Source organism: Enterococcus sp. DIV2385 (genome assembly GCF_051711925.1).
GTDB classification, from domain to species: domain Bacteria; phylum Bacillota; class Bacilli; order Lactobacillales; family Enterococcaceae; genus Enterococcus; species Enterococcus faecalis.
On sequence record NZ_JBIONV010000001.1, the window covers coordinates 1,882,094 to 1,908,404 of the forward strand.

Sequence of the window (26,311 nt, forward strand, 5' to 3'; positions counted from 1 at the left end):
TGACCTTTTTTGATAAAAAAAACCTAAAACAACTAAATATCACTGTTTTAGGGCTTTTTTCGCAATCACAACTAGTTTGACCAACTCTTTATTGCTTTGATTTATTAAAAATAAAGTTTTAACGTAAGATACTTTTTATCGGCATAGCTAACCAAAATAGCCAAACTGGTTATCGCTAAAAATAATTCGTACTCATAACCACTAAAACCACTTGCCAAACCAAAAGAAAAAATAGCTCCGACTAAAACTGCTATGAATCCTACTGATACCAAAGGAATTAAAAAGCCAATAATCATAAATACTCCACCAATTAATTCAATTGCTGCTACACCATAAACAAAAAGACTTGGCAAACCAATACTAGCAAAAAACGCTAAAGTATCTTCCAATGACGTTACTTTCATCACTCCATGAATTAGCATCGTCACCCCTAGCCAAATTCTAATCACTTGAATGCCTCGCTGTTGTTTATCCATACTTCTCCTCCTTTGTTTGCATTAAATAGTTAATGTAACCATTTAAGTTACATTATAAAGGATAAATCGAAAAAAGTATAGAAAAAAACAAACGTATTTAACAATACGTTTGTTTTTTAATCCTTCAGTTTATAACATTATAAGAGAAAAGCGAGAAGAATCATCCTTCTTCTCGCTTTCTTGTTATCCTAAACCAACACGTTCAAAAATCGTGTCAACATTTTTTAAATGATAATGGTAATCAAAGGCATCATCTAGCTCTTCTTTTGATAAGACAGATGTAATTTTTTCATCCGCATCTAGCAACGGACGGAACGCCGTTTGATGATCCCATGCGTAAGCTGTTTTTGGTTGGACCAGATCATACGCTTCTTCACGTGTCATGCCATGGTCAATCAATTTTAACAAGACACGTTGGCTATAAATTAGTCCATAGGTCGCATCCATGTTATGCTTCATATTTTCTGGGAAGACCGTTAAGTTTTTGACAATATTACCAAAACGATTCAACATGTAATTTAGCAAAATCGTCGTATCGGGAATAATAATCCGTTCAGCAGACGAGTGAGAAATATCTCGTTCATGCCATAAACTCACATTTTCAAAGGCAGTAATGACATGACCACGAATCACACGTGCCAAACCAGTCATATTTTCAGAACCAATTGGATTCCGTTTATGCGGCATTGCCGAAGATCCTTTTTGTCCTTTTGCAAAAAATTCTTCTACTTCACGTGTTTCTGATTTTTGTAGACCACGAATTTCTGTTGCAAATTTTTCAATACTTGTCGCAATTAATGCCATGGCAGAAACATATTCTGCATGTAAATCACGTGGTAAAACTTGTGTCGAAATCTCTTGAGCACGGATCCCCAAATGTTCGCAAACATATTCTTCAACAAATGGTGAAATATTGGCAAAGGTACCTACGGCTCCACTGATTTTACCCGCTTCGACACCTTTGGCTGCATGTTCAAAACGTTCAATGTTGCGTTTCATTTCAGAATACCACAACGCTAATTTCAAACCAAATGTAGTAGGTTCTGCATGAACACCATGCGTTCTTCCCATCATGACCGTATGTTTATACTCTTTGGCTTTGGCTCCGACAATCTCCGTAAATGTTTGTAAATCTTTCCGTAAAATATCATTCGCCTGTTTCAATAGATAACCATAGGCAGTATCCACAACATCTGTGCTGGTTAACCCATAGTGCACCCATTTTCGCTCTTCACCAAGCGTTTCTGAAACAGCACGAGTAAAAGCGACAACATCATGACGTGTTTCTGCTTCAATTTCTAAAATACGTGCAACATCAAATGATGCATTTTCTCGGATTTTTTGTACATCTTCTTTAGGAATTTCGCCAAGTTCTGCCCAAGCTTCATCCGCCAAAATTTCAACTTCTAGCCATGCCTTGTAGCGGTTCTCATCTGTCCAAATTGCGCCCATTTCGGGTCTTGTATAACGATCAATCATTGTACCTTATCCCCTCTTTACTCCTCAATTTTTGAAAAATAATTACGACCAAATCTTTGTTTCTTTAATTTCTTCCAGTGTTTCATCGATTTCTTTGGTTAATATAGTAATATGCCCCATCGCTCGTTGCGCTTTTGCTTCACTGTGGCCATAATAGTGGAAATGCCAATCTGGATGTTCATTAATAATGTCCATCGTTTCATAGGCCTCATTTCCAAGCACATTGACCGTGACTGCTTCAGACAACAGTTGAATCGTTGGCATTGGCCAATTACATAAACCACGAATATGCGTATCATATTGGCTAAAAGAACAAGCATCTATTGAAAAATTCCCAGCATCTTCTGGACGAGGTAAAATTTTATTTACATAAATCCCGCCTGTTTCTGTATAAAACATTTCAATTGAAAGGGTGCCGACTAAACCAACTGCTTTAGCAATCACCTTAGCAATTCGTTGCAACTCACCACTGACTTCTTCATCAATTCGGGCTGGCGCAATCGTTTCATGTAGCTTACGCTCTTTTTTAATTGTTTCCACAACTGGAAATGTCGCAAATTCGCCACGACCATTACCAGAAATCAGAACAGATAATTCTTTTTCGTAAGGAATCCAAGCTTCCAAGACACAGGTTCCTTCTCTCAGAAGATTCATGGATGGCGCTAAGTCTGAAGTACTATGTAGTACATAACGACCTTCCCCTCGCGTATTCTTCAAGATACACGGATAACCAATGCCATCAATTGCTTCTTGAATATCAGTCGGACTAACAATCGTTGCATAAGGTGCAATCACAATATTATTATCTTCCAGGAAACTTTTTTCCATTAAGCGATCTTGCGTAATCGCTAAAATGTCTGTTCCTTGTGGTATATTCGCTAAATGTTGAATCGCTGTTAACGCATCAACATCTGCATGTTCAAATTCATACGTAATCACTTGGGCACGTTTTGCCAATTTCTCTAACGCTTCAGGATCATTATATGCTCCTAATAATTGCCAATCGGCAACTTGTGCAGCAGGACAATCAATTTGTGGATCTAGCACACCCACTCGAAACCCCATTTCTCTTGCACTAAGGGCCATCATTTTTGCTAAATGTCCGCCACCAATGATACCAATCACTTGACCAGGTAATAGTGGTTTATCCAAGTTCATCACAACTTTCCATCACAGTTTTATCCTTAAAATCCTTCTGCGGTTTCTCGTCGCAGTCTAGCCTTTAAGAGTGCTCTTTTTACATGATACAAGGAAAAAGGCTCAACTTCAAGTGCCAGCAGTGTTTCCCTTAGGTTTTCTCATCAGAATTTATTAACATACTTTAGGATAAAACAGCGGTAACTTACTACTCGTCTCTTTGTAACCAAGCTTTTTTCTCTTTTTCTCTTCAAATGGATGAAAACATTAAATTTTTCTAAACGATGATGAGGTCAAAAAAGTATGAAAGAAAAGCCACCTGACCTTATCTATCATACTTTTTTGAAACTATTCGTTACTTTCTGAGGTTTCTTTTAAACCATTGAATAAAAGATTTAAAATAATTGCGGTAATGCTGCTCATGACAATTCCATTACCAGTAAACATGCTAACAGTTTCTGGTACTTTATTAAAGAGCGTCGGCATAATATTAAAGCCTAAACCAAAGCCAATCGAGATGGCAATAATTAATAAATTTTTGTCATTTGAGTAGTCAACTTTTGACAACATGCGCATTCCTTGGACAGCCACCATTCCAAACATAACCAGCATTCCGCCGCCTAAAACTGGCTCTGGGATAATTTGGGCCATCGCACCAATTTTTGGTAATAAGCCTAAAATAATTAAGAAAAAAGCAGAAAAATAAATTGGTCGACGTGTTTTGATCCCAGATAATTGAACTAACCCGACATTTTGAGAGAAACCTGTATAAGGAAACGTATTAAAAATCCCCCCTAAAATGACGGCTAAACCTTCTGCATGATACCCACGACGTAAATCATCTTCGCCAATTTTCTTCCCTGTAATATCTCCTAAGGCAAAATAAACACCTGTTGATTCAACCATACTAACAATTGAAATAATAATCATCAACACAATAGAAGAAAGATCAAACGTTGGTTTGCCAAAATAAAATGGCTGTGGAAAATGAAACCACGTAGCTTGACCAACAGGAGATAAATCCACTAATCCCAGAAACGCAGCTAAAATTGTGCCGCCGACTAGGCCGATTAACACGGCAATTGACTTGATAAAGCCACGTCCCCAAACTTGCACAACAATGATTAAGGCAATTGTTACAAATGCGAGGAGCAAGTTTTTAGGATCACCAAAACTTTTGTCCGTTGCTAAGCCGCCACCCATTTTTTCAACAGCAACAGGAATTAAGGTCAAACCAATAACTGTAATGACTGTGCCGGTGACTAAAGGCGGAAATAGACGTTTAATTTTTGAGAAAAATCCTGCAATAAGAACGACAAAAATGCCCGAAGCAATAATTGAACCGTAAATGGCACCAACCCCTTTGTTCGTACCAATCATGATTAAAGGTGCAACTGCTTGAATGGCACAACCTAAAACGACTGGCAAGCCAATCCCAAAAAACTTATTCACCGTTAATTGTAAAAGTGTCGCAACGCCGCACATAAAAATATCGATTGAAATCAAATACGTCATTTGTTGCGAATCAAAATTCAAGCCGGTTCCGATTAATAAAGGTACGGCAACTGCTCCAGCATACATCGCTAATAAATGTTGCAATCCTAAAACGGCGGCTTTCCCATTTGGTGTTTCCGTCTGTTGTGGTGTATTCAATTGTTTTGTTTCCAAGATTATGCATCCTCCTCTAAAAACGTCACCGTTCCTTCACTTAATGAAGCAATACGTGCTAAAGAGACTACATTTAAGCCCATGTCTTCTAATAACTGACGACCATCTTGGAATGATTTTTCAATTACGATACCAATTCCTTCAACCTTTGCACCAGCCTGTTGGCATAATTCTACCAATCCTTTGGCAGCTTGTCCGTTAGCTAAAAAGTCATCAATAATCAACACTTTATCAGCATCAGATAAAAATTTTCTTGAAATGGAAATTTGACTTGTCACTTGTTTTGTAAATGAATAAACTGAAGCTGTTAAGAGCTCTTCATCCATGGTTAAACTTTTTGCCTTACGAGCGAAGATCATTGGCACACCTAATTTTTGCGCTGCGTATAAGGCAGGAGCGATTCCTGATGCTTCAATTGTAATTACTTTGGTAATGCCTGCTTCTGCGAAAACCTCAGCAAAACGATTACCCATAGCCTCCATTAATTCTGGATCCACTTGGTGCGTAATAAAACTATCTACTTTTAAAACACCTTCACCTAATACACGACCATCATTTTTAATACGTTCGACTAATTCCTTCACAATATGAACTCCTTTACTTATTTTTCGATAGATGCTTTGTTCTCATCCTGAGGAAAGGACGGTTCGTTAAAAACGAACGAAATAAAACAAAGTGCTATTTATATTCGTGTTCTAACAAAAGAAAAAAGCCCATTTTGCCAAAGCAAAAAAGGGCTATCCGCTCTTCTTCACTTATAGACCAGCATTTACGGTGCTGGGTAGAGACGGTCAACCGTATTTTGACCTTATACAAGCTTCTATGTTTCTCTAGGATAGTACAAAAATCTCTAACTTTCAATGGTTTAACAACTTTTTTTCATTAGAATTTTCAAATAATTGGTTCATTCTTCCATTGTTCCGTAAAAGCGAACATTAAATAGCCAAAAACGCTTTGGCAGGATAGACTGCCAAAGCGTTTTTTATTCTTCATCGGTTGCTTTTTCTTGTTCACGATATTTTTTCATTTTTTTGCTGAATAATTCACCGTTACTAGGGGGCGTATATGTAATAGCATTCGCTCCGGCGATAATGGTTTCATGAATACTCGATTCAGTTGGTCCTCCTGTTGCAATAATCGGTAATTCTGGATACTTGCCACGGAAATAGCGTACGGTGGCTGCAGTGTCTTTTCCTGCACTGATATTAATCATATCCACGCCAGCCGCAAGTTTTTCATCAATTGGCGTATGAATAGAAGTTACTGTACTGATAATAGGAATATCGATTGCTTCATCCACCATTTTAATTGTTTCAATTGGTGTAGGACCATTCAAAACGACACCCATTGAGCCTTGTGCTTCTGCAAATAAACTCATATAAGCAGAACGCATGCCTTGCGTTAAACCGCCGCCGACTCCTGAAAAGACAGGAATATCCGCTGCTTCAATAATGCCTTTTGTAATCGCTGGATGCGGTGTAAAAGGGTATACAGCAATCACTGCCTGTGCATCCGTATTGCGGATAATCGCAATATCTGTCGTAAAAATAATTGATTTTATTTTACGGCCAAAAATTTTAATGCCACTGGCTTGCCGAATAATCTCTGGCATTTTTACAATATCTTGTTTCAGCGGCGTCATAATTTCTGGAATCCACTTTTCGCTCATTGTCATCGTTCCTCCATGCTTAACGGTCGTATTTATTTAAATTGTATTCTTCAATTACATGAATGATCTTATCAGCGTATGTAGGATCCGTTGCGTATCCAGCATCTTGAAGCGCTTGTGCAGCCTCTTTATAATTTTTGGCTAACAAGACTTTTTCATATAAATTTGGATCCCAATCGACCCCATCAACAAATAACTTGGTATGATCTCGCATGGATTCTTCCCAATTGTCATAAACTCGAAAATCACCCTGAATCGTAATCCAGACCTCATTGACATACTCTTTTGTTTCTAAATTGACTTTTGGTTGATTGCCATATGCTTTAATCCCAAAAAGATTGTTATATTTCGATGCTAATTGACTTTGTCCAAAATTAGATTCTAAAACTGCTTGCCCCATAATAATACTTGGTAATACCCCGTAAGATTCTTGTAATTCACGTGCATACGGTGTGATTTCAGCAACAAATTCTTCTTTTGAGATGTTTTCATTTTGGCGATTGACTGACTCGCTTTGTCCCTTATCTGAATCAGAAAGGACAGATAACGAAAAGACAAAGGCCAAACCGACGACAACTACGCCTAAGAATAACTTTGGCAAATTCAGCTGCTTTTTTCTTTTTTTCTGATAGTTGCTCACTTCATTAATTCCCCACTTCATCTTTTATTTTCCGATAAAATGTTTCACTATCTTTCACTTTCGTGATTGATTTCATTTGTTACTATAACCGAATAATTGTATCATTTTCACAGAAAATTATCAACTTTCATCACTGCTTACGCTCGTGATTTCAGTACTTGATTCAGTGGTAGCAGTTGAAGAAACTGTACTACTTTCAGAAATTTTAGTGGATGATTTCACTGTTGTTTCAGTTGATGTGTGAACAGATTCTTCAACTGGCTTTTTGCCAAAAAAGACAAAAATTACCGCACCAAACATAATAATCACAGATAAAATCCCAGCAATTGTGTATTTCAAAAGACCATCCTTCCTATTCGTTATTCACCTACGTAAGTATCCATCAGATTTTCATTGACCCAATCTAATAATTCAACTTTTGAACCTTCCAATTGTCGTTGAATCGTAGCTGGTAACCGGAATGTAATAATATCATCAAAACCCCATTCGCCATAGGCCAGCGTCACTTTCAAATCAATATAACCAGCAGCAATTTCTTGTTCCTGTTTATTATTAGGAATCAATTCTACAACGCCCAAATCAGATTGTAACCATTTTTTGGCAATTGTTGTTTTTAACCGTTTATATTCCGAAACAGCTAGGTTACGTTTTTCCGGAAATAAGATGGTTTGGCGGAGTATTTTTTGAGTCAGCATCCACTCATAATCCGTAAATAAATTCTTAATTTTTTGCATGACTTCATTGTCCAAACCAAATTGGCCTTCTTTCCAAGCTTGCCAATCGGCTGCTTGAATTTGATAAGCGGAGTAAAAATTTTCTTCTGTTTGGTACTGTTCAATAATTGCGTCAACAATAATATCTACATAAACTTGATGCATAATCATTCGCCTCCATTTTCTATTTTACTGAAATTCTCTAAAAAAAGCATCTTTTTATCTCTGGATTTTATCATATTTACAAAATTGTCCTTGTTTTCTAATTTCTCTTGTTTACAGTATAATAAATAATGAAGAAGATTTGAAGAAATTGCATAGATTAGGAGGACTTCTTTTGACAAAAAAATTATATCAATGGGGCATCGTAGGATTAGGTGGGATTGCCCACGAATTTGCTTCAACGTTTAAACAAGAAACTAGCCAACTTGCAGCTGTTGCTTCACGGACATTGTCTAAAGCAGAACAATTTGCCGCTGATTATTCAATCCCTAAAGCCTATGGTTCTTATGAAGAATTGCTAGCAGATGAAACAATCGATGTTGTCTATATAGCAGTGCCAAATAAACAACATGCTGAACACATTTTAAAAGCGCTCCAGGCCGGAAAACATGTGTTGTGTGAAAAAGCTATTACGATGAACGCGGCAGAATTAAAACAAGCCTTGGCAGTTGCAGAAAAAAATGACCTTATTTTAGCAGAAGCCATGACTATTTTTAACATGCCACTATACGACGAATTACGTCGCTTGATGGATGCTGGCAAATTTGGTCAGTTAAAAATGATTCAAGCACCATTTGGAAGTTACAAAGAACCCGATCCTAAAAATCGCTTTTTTAATCCTGACTTAGCAGGCGGCGCATTGTTAGATATTGGTACTTATGCGGTTTCGTTTGCTCGTTGGTTTCTCAGCTCACAGCCAGACGTTTTAGCTTCTAGCATGGTTCCCTTCTCTACTGGCGTTGATGAACAATCGGTGACATTGCTTCGGAATAAAGAAAATGAGTTGGCGACTATTTCATTAACATTCCAAGCAAAAATGCCAAAGCAAGGAATTGTTGCTTTTGAAGATGCCTATATTACCATTACAGATTATCCACGCGCAGATGAAGCGATTATTCACTACAATGACGGTACGGTTGAGACCATCGTTTCTGGGTACTCAGCTGAAGCCATGAATTACGAAATCTACAATATGGTTGAAGCAATCAAAGGTACACAACCCAACCGCTCCTTATTTTTCACGACAGAAGTCATTGATATTTTGGACCAGATGCAAAAATTATGGCAGAATTAAAAAAAGAACTTCGGCTTTTGCTGAAGTTCTCTTTTTTATTTGTTCTCTATGGATAAATACGGTTTAACATACGTGGGAACGGAATCGCTTCACGAATATGTTCATTACCAGTAATGAACGTAACAGCACGTTCTAAACCTAATCCGAAGCCAGAATGTGGCACAGAACCGTATTTACGTAAATCTAAATACCAGCTGTATTCTTCTTCAGATAAGCCAAACTCAGCTACTTTTTCTTTCAAATAATCATAATCAGTTGCACGCTCTGAACCACCGATAATTTCACCATAACCTTCTGGCGCAATTAAATCGGCACAAATTACAACATCTTCACGTGTTGGATGTGGTTTCATATAGAAGGCTTTAATTGCTTTTGGATAATTTAAAATGAATGTTGGAACGCCATAGTAATTTGAAATAAAGGTTTCATGTGGGCTACCAAAGTCTTCGCCCCATTCAATGTGATCATAATCATTGTTTGCTTCTTCTTTTTGTAATAACTCAATCGCATCATCGTAAGTAATACGTTTGAATGGTTCCGAAACATATTTTTCCAGTAACGCTGTATCACGTTCTAAAACATCCAATGGATATTGTTGATTTTTCAATACTGATTTAATTAAATGTTTTACGTAGGCTTCTTGAATATCTAGTGATTCTTCATGAGTTGTGTATGCCATTTCTGGTTCAATCATCCAGAATTCCGTTAAGTGACGACGAGTTTTGGATTTTTCCGCACGGAAGGTTGGTCCAAAAGTAAAGACTTTTCCAAATGCCATCGCACCAGCTTCTGCATATAATTGACCTGTTTGTGATAAGAATGCTGGTTGTCCGAAGTAATCTGTTTCAAATAATTCTGTTGTGCCTTCTGGTGCTGAGCCTGTTAAAATTGGGCTATCAATTTTAATGAATCCTTGTTCGTTAAAGAACTCGTAAGTAGCACGAATAATTTCGTTACGAACTAACATGATTGCATGTTGTTTGCTTGAACGTAACCATAAATGACGATGATCCATTAAGAAATCTGTGCCGTGTTCTTTCGGCGTGATTGGGTAATCTTCTGAAGCGCCAACGACTTCTAAATCAGTGATATCCATTTCATAGCCGAATTTAGAACGGCTATCTTCTTTGATAACACCAGTAACCATGACTGCTGTTTCTTGTGATAAATGTTTAATTTCTTGGAATTTTTCTGTACCAGCTTCTTCACCAAAGACTTCAATGAAGTTTGGTTTGAACACGACACCTTGGAAAAAGGCTGTCCCGTCACGTAATTGTAAAAAGGCAATTTTTCCGCTTGAGCGTTTGTTAGCAATCCAAGCGCCAATTTTTACTGTTTCTCCAACATGTTTGTTTGAATCAATAATTTGAATTTGTTCCACGTTTGTCTCTCCGTTCATTTCTTAGTTTATTCTTTTAGGCGTTGTGCTGAATTCGTTTCTTTTCTATAAAGTCATTCATTCGCTCAATCGCTTTTTCTAACGTCATTAAATCTGTCGCATAGCTCATCCGCACATGTTCTGGTGCACCAAAGCCCTCTCCCGTTACCAGAGCAACATGCGCTTCTTGTAATAAATCTTCCACCCAATTAGTCACGTTATCATACCCACAAATTTCTAACGTTTTTTTGACATTCGGGAATAGATAAAAGGCGCCTTCAGGTTTTATTAGCGAAACACCTGGCAAAGCTGCTACTTTTGGATAGATATGATTCAGGCGTTTTTCAAAGGCCTGACGCATGTCTTCAACTGTCGACTGTTCACCTGTTAAAGCCTCAATTGCCGCATATTGGCTAACTGCGACTGGATTACTGGTGGATTGTGAAGCGAGTTGTGTCATTGCTTGAATAATTTTTTCATCCCCGACTGCAAAACCAATGCGCCAGCCTGTCATTGCATATGTTTTGGAAACACCATTAATAATGATTGTCTGTTGACGAATTGCTTCTGAGATGGTTGCAATTGGTGTGAACCGATGTCCATTGTACACCAAACGACCATAAATATCATCTGCAATAATGAGGATATTATGAGCAACTGCCCATTCACCAATTTGGCGTAATTCTTCTTCCGTATAAATAACACCAGTTGGGTTAGATGGTGAATTTAAAATGATTGCTTTTGTTTTGTCCGTTCGTACAGCTTCTAATTGTGCGACTGACACTTTAAATGATTGCTCTTGCGTGCTTGATACAAATACTGGCTTGCCTTCTGCTAACTTGACTTGTTCACCATAACTTACCCAATAAGGGACAGGGATAATCACTTCGTCCCCAACGTTCAAAATGGCTTGAAATAATAGATACAGCGCATATTTGGCACCATCTGTCACAATAACTTGCTTGGGTTGATAACGAAGTTGATATTCTCGTTCCACATAAGAGACAATTGCTTGCTTTAATTCAGGAATGCCGCCAGAAGGTGTGTAATAACTTGCTCTTCCATCCTCAATTGAAGCAATTGCTGCTTTTTGAATATTTTTCGGGGTTACAAAATCTGGTTCCCCAACCGTTAAGCTTAAAACATCTACACCTTTTGCTTTTAATGCTTTTGCTTTGGCGGCAGCTGCTAATGTAACAGAAGGAGTCAATTGCTGTGCTCGATTTGATACGTTCATACACCTTTCACTCCCACTTTCATCAAAACCTATCTAAATTAAATATCTTTGACAACGTTGATCTCTTCACCTTTATCAAAGCTCATCAGATAATACGTCAGTACTCCTTGATCATTTTCGGTGACCACTTCCCATGCAGGGCGCTTATCATAAAGCCCTAACGTAGCTTTCATCACCGATTCATCGGGATGGGCTTTAGCAACAATGTCTGTTATTTGTTGTTCAGTTTGACCATCTTTTTGATTTAAGACCGTGACTTTTTCTCCCGATTTAGGGACAATCACGACAATCTCTGTGCCTTTATCATTTTTGCCGGTTAAAGTAAAATACGTATTTTTGCGTGTAAACCAGTAAAATTTATCAACTGTTTCTAAATTAGCAGAAGTTTTGGCAATTGCGGTTGCTTCTTTTTTGGCTTGAGCCATTGGTTGATTGGTTCGTACAAAAAAGATAATTATTGTTACAAGAATTGCTAAAAGGATTGCCAATAGGGTTAAAAGGACAGTAATCCGTTTCTTCTCTTTCTTTTCTTCTAATTCCTCCAAAAATCCTTCCATCCTCTCTAAACTTACTGGGTCTTATTATAGCAGAAAAATAGCGGCCTTTCACAAATATGACCTAAAAATAATCAATTATTTGTTTAAAAATTCCTTTAATTCTTCTAAAATTTCAGGCATGGGCGCTTCTTTTACTGAGAGTCCCTTGGGAAACGCTTTGATTAATCGTTTGCCATATTTTGCAGTGACTAAACGACGATCCAGAATCAGCAATGCCCCTCTGTCTTCTTCAGAACGGATTAAACGGCCCAGTGCTTGTCGTAAACGTAAGGCTGCTTTTGGTACCGCTTCTTGAGCAAATGGTTGTATCCCTTCTGCTTCTAAATACGCATATTTTGCTTGCACAAGTGGTCGTTTCGGGTTTTCAAAAGGCAAACGCGTGACTATCAATAACTGTAAAGCTGTTCCTGGTAAGTCCACACCTTCCCAAAAGCTATCGGCTCCTAGCAAGACATTCGGTTTTCCATTAGAGAACCGTTTAAGAATTTTTTCACGACTGCCGCTAATCCCTTGGGCGAGGACCTCTTGTCCTTTTTCCAATAATCTTGGCTGGACTTGATGATACACGGTGGACAATAATTCATGCGAAGTAAAAAGAACCAACATCGAACGTTCCTCTTGCGCCATCAATTTTTCAATGGTATCTGAAATGTATTGACCCATTTCATAGGAAGAGGCATTTTGAATGGCTACTGCTTCTTCCGGTACATAGACTCGCGCATTTTCTGCATAGTTATATGGCGTTGGCAGGGTTTTGAACGTCACCTCTGTTAAACCTAACCGTTGCGGTAAATACTTTTTATTGTTGCCAAACTTCAATGTGCCGCTTGTATAAATAATTCGTTCATACCGCGGATACCACTTTGTTTCAGGAAGCAAACTAGCTTCTAAGTCATGAATTTCAATCAAGCCATGGTCATCATTTTGTGGTAAATATTCTTTTACCCAACGTGGACGCCAATCATCAAGATAAATGGTAAAACAGTGATGAATACGTTCAATTTCATCAAAAAATTGAAACAAGCGAACAAAAACGATGCGATCAGCCAAACTAAAGGTTTCCAACTGACTCATAATTGTTTGCTGTAACTTACTTTGAATAGTCAACAGCTCCTGCAGTAAAAGCTGGAGCGTTTGACTATGTTTTTCTCCCGCAGCAGATAAATAATCAATACGTTCTTTGGTTAAAAGCAACTCCTGATGGTCTATTCGCTTCTGCGTTTTACTAAATAAACGATGCAATTCAAAAAGAAAATCTTGCCATTCATCCACAAAATCCAGTAAACCTTGCTGATAAATTTTTACAAGCCGCTGCTCTTCAGAAAACTGTTGAAAAATTTGCTGTAAAGCAACAAAAAGTTGCTCTTTTTCAATAAAATGCGTGACTTGTTTTTTTAGTATCACACTGTTTACTCGTTCGCTCGCCATCCGACTAGCGATGTCTGGTAAATGATGTGCTTCATCAATAATTAGCCACGGACTTTCAGGTAATAACGGTTGTTTTCTTAGCGACTCTTGCGCCAAAAATGCATGATTAACAATCAACACGTTACTTTGAGCGACTTTTTTATACAGATGTCTTAAAAAGTCAACTTCATAAAGTTCATCTTTTTTTGAAAGAAAATCCAATCCGCGATGTGTAACTTCTTTCCAGAATAAATGATTTAAATTCGTCAATTGTAGTTCATCTAAATCGCCCGTTTCTGTTTCTAGCAACCAGACGAGAACGCCCATTTGATAAAGAGCGTATTGTTTTTGCGGAGTTGGCTGATTCAACGTTGCCTTAAAGCGTTGTAAATCAAGATAGTGTCGATGGCTTTTAATAACAATGCCTCGTAATTTCCCTTGGCAGATTTGATTGGCTAATGGTAAATCTTTTTCCACTAATTGATTTTGTAAAACAATCGAAACTGTTGAAATGATGACTGGTTTTTCTGGCGTTGCTAAATAGCTCATCGGCAACAGATAGCCTAATGTTTTTCCCGTTCCAGTCGCCGCTTCAATAAATAAATCTTTTGTCGTTCCTTCTGTAAAATGATGATAGACTAAATTCATCATCCGACTCTGTTCCGCACGATAAGCGAAACGTTCGCCAAACAGTTTTTCTTTGGCTTTTTTAGTTTTGGGATACGTGCTAGTCTGATAGAACGTTTCTTCAAAAAGAGGAACTTCTTTTTTGCGTAAAGCAATGCCACTGACCACTTGATAAGCTGGATTTAATGGTGTGACTTGTTTTTTCATTTGTTCATACGTTTGTTGAATAAAAGTACTGGTTTCCCGCGCTGTCTGTTGACTTAATTCCGCAATTTTTTCCATAGTGACTAATGGTAAAGATTTCATTTTTTCTTGAATTAATAACAAAAGTTCGGCTGTAACCTGCGCATCACTATCTGCTTGATGGGGATTCTCATGAGACAAACCTAAGCTTTCCGACAAATCACTTAAACGGAAACTTTTTTCTGTCGGTAAAAAAATCTGTGCCAATTCCACTGTATCAATGGCTGGAATGGTAAGTGGCGGCGTGCCACACCGTACCAGTTCACGAGCTAAAAAATTATAATCAAAGTGGACGTTATGCGCCACAAAAATAGTATCTTCCAGATAATGATAAATTGTATGTGCTACATCTTCAAAATAAGGCGCTTTTTGAACTTGCGTATTACTAATCCCCGTTAAACTTTGAATTTGTTTTGGTACTACTTGATTGGGATTCACATCTGTCGCAAAGTTCGCAATAATCTTTCCATCTTGAACGAGAACGCATCCAAACTGAATGATCCGATCACTTGTAGGATCTGTTCCAGTCGTTTCAAGGTCAACTACTGCATACACTTGTTTGTCTTTCAATGACTTCACGCCTTTCATTCATCTTTGAAAATTATACTACAATTTATAGGATTTTCACTAGTATTTCAAAAATTCTCTTGAAATCTTTTCCAGAAATAATAAGAAAGAGCCTGAAACAAAAATCCAAAGTGATTTTTGTTTCAGGCTTAAAAGCTGATAAATTGAACGGTTTTGTCTTACCTTCTCCTAAATAAACGATTAATAACAGTCAAGGATTTTCTGCATATACTGGTTTAATTGCCCATAGCCTTCCAATTCTCTAATTACTGGTAGCGGACAACGAACCTTTTTATTAAATAGTGTCCGCTTTTCAACATATTCTGTAACTTCGTCTAAAAATTTATCTAATCCTTTTTCTAGTTTCATACAACTTAACTGATTGCAAATTCGCACATCTCCTGCCTTTTTCTTTTGAACTTGTTTAAATGATTGTGAGAATGCTTTTGCTTCAAACATTTGTGCTTCTAACTGTCTTTTTTCAATCGTTATTTTCGGTACTGCTTGATTTCCATCAGTATCCTCTAACTGGCGACTCATAAAGCGACGATAAATTTCCTCTTCTAATTCGTCCAATTGTCGTTGAAAGTCCGCAGGAATTGTCCGACTTGATGAATTTTCTTTCTCACTTTCCATAGAGACAGCTTCTTTTTCTGACTTCTGCTCCTCCTCTTTTTCGGCAGACTTATTCACTGAATTTAACGAGCTTTTTTCTGTTTCTTGTGGAAAAGTAAATAAAGGTTTTGCCGCAGTACTCTGCTGGTTTTCTTGTTTTTTTTCTGGCAACGCTTCTTTAAATGGCGCTGGTTCAGATAGCACTGGTTCTTTCGCTGGTTCTTCAAGTGCTAGTTTGTTAACAGGAAGCACAGCTTCACTTGTTGCTACAGTTGTTTCACCTTCTTGATTTTCCCGATTATCAGGCGAGAGATTGACGTCTGGTTGTTCCAGATTAGCATCCTCTGATACTTTCAGCGATGCCTGTTCTGCGGCTATCACAGGAGAAGCTCTTTTCAAATGGATCGTTTTTATTTGTCTAGAAATGACGGGATTTCTCGTTTGATTAACGGATTCATTTAAGGAGGCTAAATTTTCTTTTAAAAGTGTCAACATTTCACGTAAGACAGCAATTTCACCAGCTAATTCCGTTAATTGATTTTCTTGCGGCACTACTTGCACATTGGTTTCATTCATACGGACTGTTTTTTTATTTTTAGTTGTCGGTATTTCATACATCCATTGTTTCAGTGCGAATCGTAAGTCACGAGTGGTCGGCTCAAAGCTTCCAAAATAAACAGTGTAGTACATTAACTCCGTTTCAACATAGACATAAATCTTTTTAACAATTAACTCTTCAAACTGTTCTGATTCATCCCAACTTTCACATAAAGCCTCAAAAAATTGTTCCCCTTCTGCTAAATTTTGGTACTCTTTAGCTAAATAAAGCTTGCGAATTAAGTAAAAATTATACGGTGTTTCAACATTATCCGCATAAATTTCTCGTCCTAAAAAATCTGGATTCGTTTCTTTACAAAGAAAGACCGTTTTCTCTTCTGGTTGTGTTTCAAGTGTTTTAGTCATGAGGTTCACTTCCTTTTTCTCCGTTAATAACCATTTTTTAATGATAGATACCTTTAGTATACAGGAGAAGTTCTTCTGATTTTCTCATATTTTTAAGAGACAATAGAAATTTTAGAGAAAAATCGACAGAAAAAAACGTGAGACAAACAGTCCTGCTGACCATTTATCTCACGCAAAATACTTATACTGACTATTTTATTCTTGAAACATGTAACCAATTATTCTGCTGAATCAATTGGCAAAATCGTGTCTTTTTTCTCGCGACGTGCAATTGCTGGTAAAATCATTCCTAATAGAATTAAGACGATTGGTGTCACAATGTTAGAAGCTAATTGGAACAACCAGCCTTGGGGATCTGAGGCATACTCAAATTTAGGCACCATTCCTAAGATACAAGCAAAGGCTGTAAATAGGAAACACCAGAGACCAAACACAAAACCAATTTTAGGATTTTTAACAAATTTATATTCTGAATTAAATTGTTTGTACGCTTTGTTTAGAAGCATATAGGCAAAGAAGACCCACAAGTAACGCATTGGCATAACTACAGAATTTAAGTTAGTTAGCCATTTAACCACTTCGTTCATGTCCTTCAACCCAAACATCGGTAAAGCAATAATAATACTTACTAAAATACCTGTTAATAAGTAACCATTAATTAACGTACCTTTTTTCGTACGTTTACGTAACCAACTTGGAACAAATTCTGGATCTGCTTCAGCTAAAAGAATTTTCAGTGGAGCATCAATTGAAAAGGCTAACGCAGCCACTTGACCCACTGTATTCGTCAAAGCATAAACAATCATTAAGAGATTACCGACACCATAATATGCGCCTAATTTTTGGAAGGCACTGTAGGCACCATTTGCCATTAAATCTTTAGGAATATTGTCACTTGAGAATAACATTCCCATTGCAAATGAACCTAAAACAGCCGATAAACCAACCATTGCCGCTAGGAAAATCATTCCTTTAGGGAACTCTTTGGCTGGATTTTTAGTTGCATTTACGTAAGGAGAAATTTTTTCAGCGCCACCTACCGCAAAAACTAACATTGATACGGTTGTAAAATAACTAAAATCAAATTTAGGAATGTAGGTGCTGACTTGTGACATGTTTGGCGTCGCAAATTCAACCGTTGAATTAATAAATGGTGCGCCTACCGCTAATAAAATGAATAAAATAGACATCACAAACATGGCGGTTCCAGCTAAACCACCAATAACTTTTAAGGTGGTTAACCCTTTTGTTGATAATAACAAGAAAACCAAGAAAATTATTAATGAAATAAATGATACCGTTACGATTGGCATCGTATTGACTAGGTTTCCATTCCCTTGAACTGCCCAACCTAAGGCAATTAAAATTGCTTGTGGTTTTTGTGCCAAGTAAGGAATGTGCACTACCCAATAAGTCCATGCTGCATAATAGGCTAGACGTTTAGTACTGGTGTTTTGCACCCACGAACTAACCCCACCATTACTGTCTTTAAATGTTGAACCTAACTGTCCTACGATTAACGCATAGGGAATAAAATATAAAACTAAAATCAAAAGCCATGAAGTGACCACTGAAATCCCTTGTTGTGCATAATTATTCACAACATTTCCAAGACCCCAGACCATGTTAAAGGCAATTAACCCGACGGTGAACCATCGTAATTGCTTTTTGTCCATATAACCAATTCCTTTCTTATTAAAAAATAAAGCTCTTCATTTATCATAAGCATTTTACTTTTTATGCACAAGCTCAACATAATTAAATAAAGATGGCTTTTTAATAAGTAATTAAAACGCTTCTAGCAATGATTTTCTAATTTATTTGATGACTAAAAAAGGCCGGTGAATAAGTTGCTTCACCGGCCTTTTTCTAAGAGATTTTTCTTTTATAACATATCAAATAATGATAATTGGTTTTCATCTGGCAAGTCTTTTAAGACACCATTTTCATTCATGTATTCAATTAACGTTTTAGAAACTTTGCCGCGTGTTGCCAAATCTTCTTTCGACAAGAACGGTTGCTCTTCTCGCGCAGCGACAATGGCTTTCGCTACGTTGAGTCCTAAACTTGGCACTGCTCGGAAAGGTGCAATCAAGGTATCCCCTTCAATCACAAAATTTTCAGCATCCGATTTGTACAAATCAATCATGCCAAATTTATAGCCCCGTTCCAGCATTTCATTACATAATTCTAAAACCGTTAATAAGTTTTTCTCTTTAGTGGAGGCATCCATCCCTTTGTCCGTAATTTCTTTCATTCGTGCTTTCACAGCTTCTTTCCCTTGTGACATTGCCACTAAGTCAAAGTCATCCGCCCGAACGGAGAAAAACGCACAGTAATATAAGATTGGGAAATAAACTTTAAAGTAAGCGACCCGCAACGCCATTAATACGTATGCTGCCGCATGGGCTTTCGGGAACATATATTTAATTTTAGAACAAGAATCAATATACCAGTCAGGGACGTTGTTTTCTTTCATCGCATTTAAATACGTATCCCGTAGTTCATCAGGAATCTTATTCCATTGTCCTTTACGTACCGTTTCCATAATCTTAAAGGCCATCCCACTGTCCAAACCAGCATGAATTAAATATACCATGATATCATCCCGACAACCAATTACTTCAGCAAGATTGGCTTCGCCACGGCGAATCAACTCTTCTGCATTCCCTAGCCACACATCGGTTCCGTGAGACAGTCCAGAAATTTGAAGTAATTCTGCAAAAGTTGATGGATGGGTCTGTTCTAACATACCTCGAACGAAACGTGTCCCAAATTCAGGAATTCCTAAAGTTCCTGTTTTAGAATAAATTTGCTCTGCATCCACACCTAGAACATCAGGTCCTTCAAAAATACGCATCACTTCTGGATCGTCTGTTGGGATGGTTTTTGGCTCAATCCCAGATAAATCTTGTAACATCCGAATCACGGTTGGATCATCATGTCCCAGAATATCAAGTTTTAAAATATTATCGTGAATAGAATGGAAATCAAAGTGCGTCGTTTTCCATTCTGCCTCTTGATCATCTGCAGGGTATTGGATTGGCGTAAAATCATAAACATCCATGTAATCAGGAATAACAATAATACCGCCGGGATGCTGCCCAGTCGTCCGTTTAACCCCTGTTGAACCTTTGGCTAAGCGATCAATTTCAGCGCCACGCAAATGTAAATTATGATCTCTTTCATATCCTTTAACAAAGCCATACGCTGTTTTGTCGGCTACTGTACCAATGGTTCCTGCCCGGTAGACATATTCTTCACCAAAAAGAACTTTAGTGTAGTTATGGGCTTCGGCTTGATAATCGCCAGAAAAGTTCAAATCGATATCGGGAACTTTGTCGCCATGGAATCCTAAGAACGTTTCAAAAGGAATATCGTGACCATCTTTAAACAATCGAGCGCCACATTTTGGACAGGCTTTTTCAGGCATATCAAACCCTGAACCATAGGAACCATCTTCATAGAACTCAGAATATTGACACTCAGGACAATAATAATGTGGCGCTAAAGGATTTACTTCAGTAATCCCTGTCATTGTCGCAACAAAACTCGAACCGACAGAGCCCCGTGAACCAACTAAATAGCCGTCTTCATTACTTTTATGCACCAGTTTTTGAGAAATTAAATAAATGACCGAGAAACCATTCCCGTTAATCGAATTCAGTTCCTTTTCTAACCGTTTTTCGACAATTTCTGGTAAAGGATCGCCATACAATTCGCGCGCACGATTGTAGCTTAAATCAGTGATTTCTTGTTCAGACCCAGGAATTTTTGGCGTATATAAATCGTCTTTTACTGGAATAACTTCTTCACATAAATCAGCGACTTTGTTGGGATTTTCTACTACAATTCGCTTAGCGACGTCTTGTCCTAAAAATTGGAATTCCGTTAACATTTCATCGGTGGTTCGGAAATGAACCTTTGGTAAACTATGGCGATTTAACGGATTAGCGCCACCCATAGACCCGACTAAAATTTTCCGATAGATGGCATCTTCTTCATTTAAATAATGAACATTTCCAGTGGCGACAACCAGCTTGCCAAGTTCGTCACCGATTTTCACTAGATTACTAATAATTTCTTCCAAATCTGCTTCATTTTTCACCAATTCTTGTTCAATTAATGGCGCGTAAACTGGTTTGGGCATAACTTCAATATAATCGTAGAATTTGGCACGATTTTTTGCTTCTTCGACACCTTTTTGCATCATTGCTTCAAAAATTTCGCCGTTTGAACATGCGGAACCGATTAAAAGCCCTTCTCTTAACTTCGATAATTGCGAACGAGGAATCCGTGGTACTCGGAAAAAATAATCTACATTGGACATCGAAATCAATTTAAAAAGATTTTTTAATCCTGCTTGAGTTGTTGCTAAAATCGTTGCATGGAAAGGTCGAGCTCGTTTGTATGAATCTCCTTCGCCAATATGACGATTCAAATCATCATGGAAATGCATATCATGATTCTCTTTCGCTTCTTTTAAGAAAATCCAGCACAAATGACCTGTTGATTCCGAGTCATAGATGGCGCGGTGATGTTGTTCTAAGTTGACGCCAAATTTTTTCGATAAGGTATTTAGACGATGGCTTTTGAAATGTGGATACAAGAATCTGGATAATTCTAATGTATCGATGACGGGATTAGCCGCTTCAGGTATTCCATGTTTGCCATAACTTGTATTTAAGAACCCCATATCAAAAGAAGCGTTGTGGGCCACTAAAATAGTTCCTTCTGAAAACTCTTTAAACATGCGTAAAACTTCTTCTTCGGATTTTGAACCGCGCACCATTTCATCTGTAATCCCAGTTAAATTGATCGTTGTTTGAGATAATGGATGGCCAGGATCAATAAACTGCTCAAAAGTCTCAATGACATTTCCTTTGTGCATTTTGACAGCGGCCAATTCAATAATTGTATCATAAACAGCGGAAAGCCCCGTTGTTTCCACGTCAAAGACCACATAGGTAGCATCTGTTAATTCAATATGTTCTTCGTTGTAAGCAATGGGTACACCATCATCAACAATATTGGCTTCCACGCCGTATAAAATTTTAACGCCTGCTTTTTTACCTGCAGCATGGGCATCAGGAAACGCTTGGGCGCCGCCATGATCCGTAATTGCGATGGCCTTGTGACCCCATTTCCCCGCTTGCGCCACCAAGTCACCTACTTTATTGGTCGCATCCATTGTACTCATGTTACTATGCATGTGTAATTCTACACGTTTTTCACCTTCTGGCGCGTAGTCTTTTCTTGGCGCATGGGCGACTTCCATCAAATCTTGGGCATTCATGACTAAATCACGCATGAAGGTATCTTCTTGTACACTACCACGAACACGAATCCAACTTTGCGGTTGAATCGCATCAAAAACTTGTTCATCTTTTTCCCCATTCGAAAATTTCTTCACCACGAAAGAGGAAGTATAATCAGTTATTTTCAAAATTAAAATTTTTCGTTTAGAACGCAATTCACGCACTTCTTTATCAAAAATAAAGCCTTCAATCGTTATCCGACGTTCTTCTTCCAGTATATTTCCCATTGGCATAATGGGTTCATCATTGGGAATATTCCGACCTAAACGAATTGGACCATCAAACGCAGGCGCTTGTTGTTGTTTTTCTTTTTTCATTTGTTCATGTTTAACAAGCGATTCAGCAGCTTGTTGTTGAAAGGCTGCGGCTTGTTCTAATTTTTGCTCTTCAAACTTTTTCAGCACTTCTGCAGCTTGCTGTTGATCCATTTTTGGTTCAATATGAAATTTAGGAAACCCGTAAGAGAAATAAAGTTCCTCAATAATTGGTAAATATTGTTGCTTCAAATAAGGAATAACTGCTTCATTATCAACAGGTAAGATAATTTTCCGATCTTCAAATTGTGGTGTCTGTGTTTTTAAGACTTTCTGAACTAACGGTGTATTGCATTGACTATTTAACAAGGCTAACTGCCAATAATCCGTTAATTGTTCCTCTGTAAATGTTGTCTGATTTGTGGTTATTTGAACGGAAACCTGCGCAATTTGTTGAAAAGCTAGTTCCAATTGTTGCATAAATGTTTGATATAGCATCACTGGCATCAATTCATCAAAACTTAAATGAAATTCCCATAAGCGACTTTGTTGGTGAACAATGACCTTGTCAATCCGGCCATTTTGAATTAAGGGATGTTCTTTCGCTGTGTCATCTAACTGAATTTGCGTCATCAGTTTATCAAATAAATCGCGTGCTTTTTCTGTCACAAAATGAACCTCCTTCTATCATTGAAAAAAGGCCCTCAGACAAATCTGTCAAGTGCCTTTTTTCGGTTTCTCTGCATTCGCTTCTCTATTAAGTATACTCGTTTTTTGTAAAAAAACAATCTTGTTTCTTTTCTAAAAAGAGCTAAGAAGAGCTTGAAGCAAAAATCACTTTAGATTTTTGCTTCAAGCTTAAACGCTGATAAGTGGCGGAAACAGTTTATCCTAATCATTCTGTCCGCCCTTTTCATTATTATTCCACTTCTGATGTTGTGTTCATCAAAATAGAAAGTGTACTTTCTAATTCTTCTTTGCGTACTTCCAACATTTCACCAGTACGTTTGATTTTGACTTCTACCACACCATCGACTGCTTTTTTACCGACTGTGATACGGATTGGACAACCAATTAAATCAGCATCAGCAAATTTTACGCCTGCGCGCTCATTGCGGTCATCAACTAATACTTCGTAGCCCGCTTCGGTCATCATTGCTTCAACTTCTTGTGATAGTTTTGTTTGATACTCATCTTTCACATTCATTTGGACCACGTGTAAATCAAATGGCGCAATTCCTGTTGGCCAATTAATACCGCGCTCGTCTGCATTTTGTTCAACGATTGCTGAAAGTAAACGACTAACGCCGATGCCATAGCAACCCATGATCACTGATTTTTCACGACCGTTTTCATCTAAAACTGTTGCGCCCATAGCATCACTATAACGCGTTCCTAATTTAAAGATATGACCAATTTCGATTCCTTTAGTAAAGGCTAAGACACCATTGCCATCAGGAGAAGGATCGCCTTCTTGAACAAAGCGTAAATCTTCGTAACTAATTGGTTGGAAATCACGATCTGGATTTACATTTGTCAAATGATAGCCATCTTCGTTAGCCCCAACAATGGCGTTGGCTAAATCTTGAACAGCTAAATCTGCATAAATTTTAACATCTTCGGAAACATTGACTGGACCAATTGAACCAAAGCCCGCTCCTAAGACACGGCGAGCATCTTCTTCTGTTGCTTCATCTAAGAAATCAGCGCCTAAGAAGTTTTTCAATTTGACGTCATTGACATCATGATCGCCACGAACCAAGACCATTACTGGCTCTTCATCGGCAATAAATAGTACTGATTTAATAATACGTTGTGGCTCAACTTCAAAGAAGTTTGCCACTTCGGCAATTGTACCCACTTCTGGTGTTGCAATTTTTTCTAAATCTAATTGTGTTTCATGTGATTTTTTCGGCGTATAAAGACTTGTTGCCATTTCTAAATTGGCAGCATAATCACTTTCTGTTGAATAACAAATAGTATCTTCCCCAATTTCAGAAATCGCCATAAATTCTTTAGAATCTTTACCACCCATGGCACCACCGTCCCCAATAATGGCACGGAATTCTAGTCCACAGCGTTCAAAAATGCGTGAGTAAGCTTTTTCGTAATCACGGTATGATTGATCTAAACTAGCTTCATCGGCATGGAAAGAATAGCCATCTTTCATGATAAATTCACGGCCTCTTAATAAGCCAGAACGTGGGCGTTTTTCATCACGATATTTTGTTTGAATTTGGTATAAATTCAAAGGTAATCGTTTGTAAGAATTAATTTCATCACGAATTAATTCTGTGAAGGTTTCTTCATGCGTTGGGCCTAAGATATAGTCACGGTCATTGCGATCTTTTAAGCGATACAAGTTAGGTCCATAAGTTTCATAACGGCCTGATTCTTTCCAAAGTTCTGCTGGTAATAACGCAGGCATTAACATTTCAACTGCATCAATTTTCTCAAATTCTTCTCGCATAATCGTTTTTAATTTTTCTAAAACACGATTGGCTAAAGGTAAATAAGAATAGATCCCTGCAGCGACTTGACGAATATAGCCTGCGCGCAACAGAATTTGATGACTTAAGACTTCTGCATCATTTGGTACTTCTCTTAACGTTGGAATTAACATTTTTGACTGTTTCATTAAAACTCTCCTCTATTTTAAAATCAACTATTTTTGATTTCTTTACACACTTTTTTACTTAAGCTTTCTCCTTAAAAGAAAAAGCGTTGAATATCGTTCCAAGTAACTAACACCATTAACACCATGACAAACCCAAAGCCAATTAACGTAATGATGCCTTCTTTTTCAGGACTAATTGGTTTTCCACGTACGCCTTCAATAATGTTTAAGACAATTTTCCCGCCATCTAAAGCTGGGATTGGCAACAAATTAATAATCCCTAAGTTCATTGACAACATGGCCATTAAGAATACAACTGTACTTACTCCAGCATTGGATGCTTCTTCCGATAACTTAAACATCATGACTGGCCCACCTAGTTTGTTTAAACTAAAGCCTGTGAATAGTGAGCCGAGTGCTTTAAAAATCTGTGTCGTACTATTTAAAGTATCCTGAATACCGCCCATCAATTTTGACGGTAAATCGGTTTTCATATAAGGATAAACGCCGACTTTACCAATCGTTTGTTTTTCCACTTTTTGTTTTTCTGGTGTCACTGTTAGTTGCTCTTCTTTGCCGTTACGCTCAACTACGAACGTTAACGGCTTTTCGGGGTTCTTCTGCACAATGGTTGTAAAATCTTCGTATTTTTTGATTTTTTGATTATTAATCGATAAGACTTTATCATTTTCTTTCAACCCAGCTTCTGCGGCTGGGCCATTAGGAATCACTTGTCCAATTTGATTCGTGTTTAAATCAGTGACGCCTCCTTGTAGAAAGACCGCTAACGTAAACAGAATAAACCCTAAGATAAAGTTATTCATGGGTCCCGCAAAGTTCGTCAAAATGCGTTGCGATAATTTCGCTGATTGAAATTGAACGTCAAGTGGCGCAATCCGCACCTCGGTTCCATCACTTTCAATAATCGTTGCATCATGGTCAACTTTATAAACGGTTTCTTCTTCCTCGTTTCCATTGACATAGCCCTTGATGAATAATTCTTTTTCAAGATCAAAATCAACGACTTCCATCGGAATACTATGAGGTAATTGTACTTTTTTACTTGTATTAATTTTAACCACATTACCCACGGCATTTAACTCAACAGATAGAGGCATACCTGGTGTGATTTCTGTCATGTCTTCGCCCATCCCAGCCATTCGCACATAGCCACCAATTGGCAATAAGCGAATCGTATAAGTGGTGCCATCTTTTCCACGATGCGCAAAAATCTTTGGTCCCATTCCGATTGCAAACTCACGAACTAAAATACCCGCTCGTTTTGCAAAATAAAAGTGGCCAAATTCATGTACGAGGACAAGAATACCGAAGACAATAATGAATGTGATAATTGTTTTCATAGATGTCCTTCTTCCTTCATTCACTGACGTTCAGTGCTTTTTATTATTACATGGGAAAGTCTCGTAAAACTTGCTCTGTTCCCTTCCC

19 protein-coding genes and 1 riboswitch are annotated in these 26,311 nt (G+C 37.8%); of the genes, 1 reads left to right on the forward strand and 18 read right to left on the reverse strand.

Annotation, left to right across the window (positions count from 1 at the left end):
• Window positions 1–104 precede the first annotated feature (104 nt).
• From IGM04_RS09090 to IGM04_RS09130, 9 genes are all read right to left on the reverse strand, one after another.
• Window positions 105–476, reverse strand: coding sequence for a DoxX family protein (locus tag IGM04_RS09090; protein ID WP_086318066.1), 372 nt, complete (start codon window positions 474–476; stop codon window positions 105–107).
• A 183-nt stretch (window positions 477–659) separates the two neighbouring features.
• A complete protein-coding gene (gene purB / locus IGM04_RS09095; protein WP_033594502.1) occupies window positions 660–1,955 on the reverse strand; it encodes an adenylosuccinate lyase in 1,296 nt (431 codons plus the stop codon).
• Between the two features lie 42 nt (window positions 1,956–1,997).
• Window positions 1,998–3,113 (reverse strand): 5-(carboxyamino)imidazole ribonucleotide synthase, encoded by a 1,116-nt coding sequence (gene purK, locus IGM04_RS09100; protein WP_002394696.1) that lies wholly within the window; start codon window positions 3,111–3,113, stop codon window positions 1,998–2,000.
• A 327-nt stretch (window positions 3,114–3,440) separates the two neighbouring features.
• The gene (locus tag IGM04_RS09105; RefSeq protein WP_002382793.1) at window positions 3,441–4,760 is read right to left on the reverse strand and encodes a nucleobase:cation symporter-2 family protein; all 1,320 of its coding nucleotides are present in this window, start codon (window positions 4,758–4,760) and stop codon (window positions 3,441–3,443) included.
• A 2-nt stretch (window positions 4,761–4,762) separates the two neighbouring features.
• Window positions 4,763–5,344, reverse strand: a complete 582-nt coding sequence (locus tag IGM04_RS09110; RefSeq protein ID WP_002356804.1) for a xanthine phosphoribosyltransferase — start codon at window positions 5,342–5,344, stop codon at window positions 4,763–4,765.
• A gap of 154 nt (window positions 5,345–5,498) precedes the next feature.
• Window positions 5,499–5,596, reverse strand: a riboswitch (purine riboswitch).
• 146 nt (window positions 5,597–5,742) lie between these two features.
• Window positions 5,743–6,429 carry a hydrolase gene (locus IGM04_RS09115; protein ID WP_002356802.1) on the reverse strand — a complete coding sequence of 229 codons (687 nt, stop codon included), beginning with the start codon at window positions 6,427–6,429 and terminating at the stop codon, window positions 5,743–5,745.
• Window positions 6,430–6,448: 19 nt separating this feature from the next.
• Entirely contained in the window at window positions 6,449–7,090 is a 642-nt protein-coding gene (locus IGM04_RS09120) for a glycoside hydrolase family 73 protein (RefSeq protein ID WP_002366997.1), read from the reverse strand.
• 99 nt (window positions 7,091–7,189) lie between these two features.
• Window positions 7,190–7,369: a hypothetical protein gene (locus IGM04_RS09125; protein WP_002384259.1), complete on the reverse strand. Its 180-nt coding sequence runs from the start codon at window positions 7,367–7,369 to the stop codon at window positions 7,190–7,192.
• A gap of 59 nt (window positions 7,370–7,428) precedes the next feature.
• The gene (locus tag IGM04_RS09130; protein WP_002382789.1) at window positions 7,429–7,953 is read right to left on the reverse strand and encodes a hypothetical protein; all 525 of its coding nucleotides are present in this window, start codon (window positions 7,951–7,953) and stop codon (window positions 7,429–7,431) included.
• A gap of 166 nt (window positions 7,954–8,119) precedes the next feature.
• On the opposite strand from IGM04_RS09130, the gene IGM04_RS09135 reads away from it, so the two are divergent.
• Window positions 8,120–9,079 (forward strand): Gfo/Idh/MocA family protein, encoded by a 960-nt coding sequence (locus IGM04_RS09135; RefSeq protein ID WP_086318065.1) that lies wholly within the window; start codon window positions 8,120–8,122, stop codon window positions 9,077–9,079.
• A 46-nt stretch (window positions 9,080–9,125) separates the two neighbouring features.
• On the opposite strand, the gene asnS is transcribed toward IGM04_RS09135, so the two are convergent.
• From asnS to rseP, 9 genes are all read right to left on the reverse strand, one after another.
• Window positions 9,126–10,478: an asparagine--tRNA ligase gene (gene asnS, locus IGM04_RS09140; protein ID WP_002389963.1), complete on the reverse strand. Its 1,353-nt coding sequence runs from the start codon at window positions 10,476–10,478 to the stop codon at window positions 9,126–9,128.
• Between the two features lie 16 nt (window positions 10,479–10,494).
• Entirely contained in the window at window positions 10,495–11,694 is a 1,200-nt protein-coding gene (locus tag IGM04_RS09145) for a pyridoxal phosphate-dependent aminotransferase (RefSeq protein WP_002359774.1), read from the reverse strand.
• A gap of 38 nt (window positions 11,695–11,732) precedes the next feature.
• Window positions 11,733–12,251, reverse strand: coding sequence for a cell wall elongation regulator TseB-like domain-containing protein (locus IGM04_RS09150; RefSeq protein WP_002382785.1), 519 nt, complete (start codon window positions 12,249–12,251; stop codon window positions 11,733–11,735).
• 75 nt (window positions 12,252–12,326) lie between these two features.
• Window positions 12,327–15,116: an ATP-dependent DNA helicase DinG gene (locus tag IGM04_RS09155; protein WP_021732988.1), complete on the reverse strand. Its 2,790-nt coding sequence runs from the start codon at window positions 15,114–15,116 to the stop codon at window positions 12,327–12,329.
• A 180-nt stretch (window positions 15,117–15,296) separates the two neighbouring features.
• Window positions 15,297–16,673: a hypothetical protein gene (locus IGM04_RS09160; protein ID WP_010777836.1), complete on the reverse strand. Its 1,377-nt coding sequence runs from the start codon at window positions 16,671–16,673 to the stop codon at window positions 15,297–15,299.
• Between the two features lie 218 nt (window positions 16,674–16,891).
• Window positions 16,892–18,349 (reverse strand): amino acid permease, encoded by a 1,458-nt coding sequence (locus IGM04_RS09165; RefSeq protein ID WP_002356790.1) that lies wholly within the window; start codon window positions 18,347–18,349, stop codon window positions 16,892–16,894.
• A gap of 209 nt (window positions 18,350–18,558) precedes the next feature.
• Window positions 18,559–22,914 (reverse strand): PolC-type DNA polymerase III, encoded by a 4,356-nt coding sequence (locus IGM04_RS09170; RefSeq protein WP_002381593.1) that lies wholly within the window; start codon window positions 22,912–22,914, stop codon window positions 18,559–18,561.
• 250 nt (window positions 22,915–23,164) lie between these two features.
• Entirely contained in the window at window positions 23,165–24,883 is a 1,719-nt protein-coding gene (locus IGM04_RS09175) for a proline--tRNA ligase (RefSeq protein ID WP_002359769.1), read from the reverse strand.
• Between the two features lie 71 nt (window positions 24,884–24,954).
• Window positions 24,955–26,223: an RIP metalloprotease RseP gene (gene rseP / locus IGM04_RS09180; protein WP_002362168.1), complete on the reverse strand. Its 1,269-nt coding sequence runs from the start codon at window positions 26,221–26,223 to the stop codon at window positions 24,955–24,957.
• Window positions 26,224–26,311: the final 88 nt, after the last annotated feature.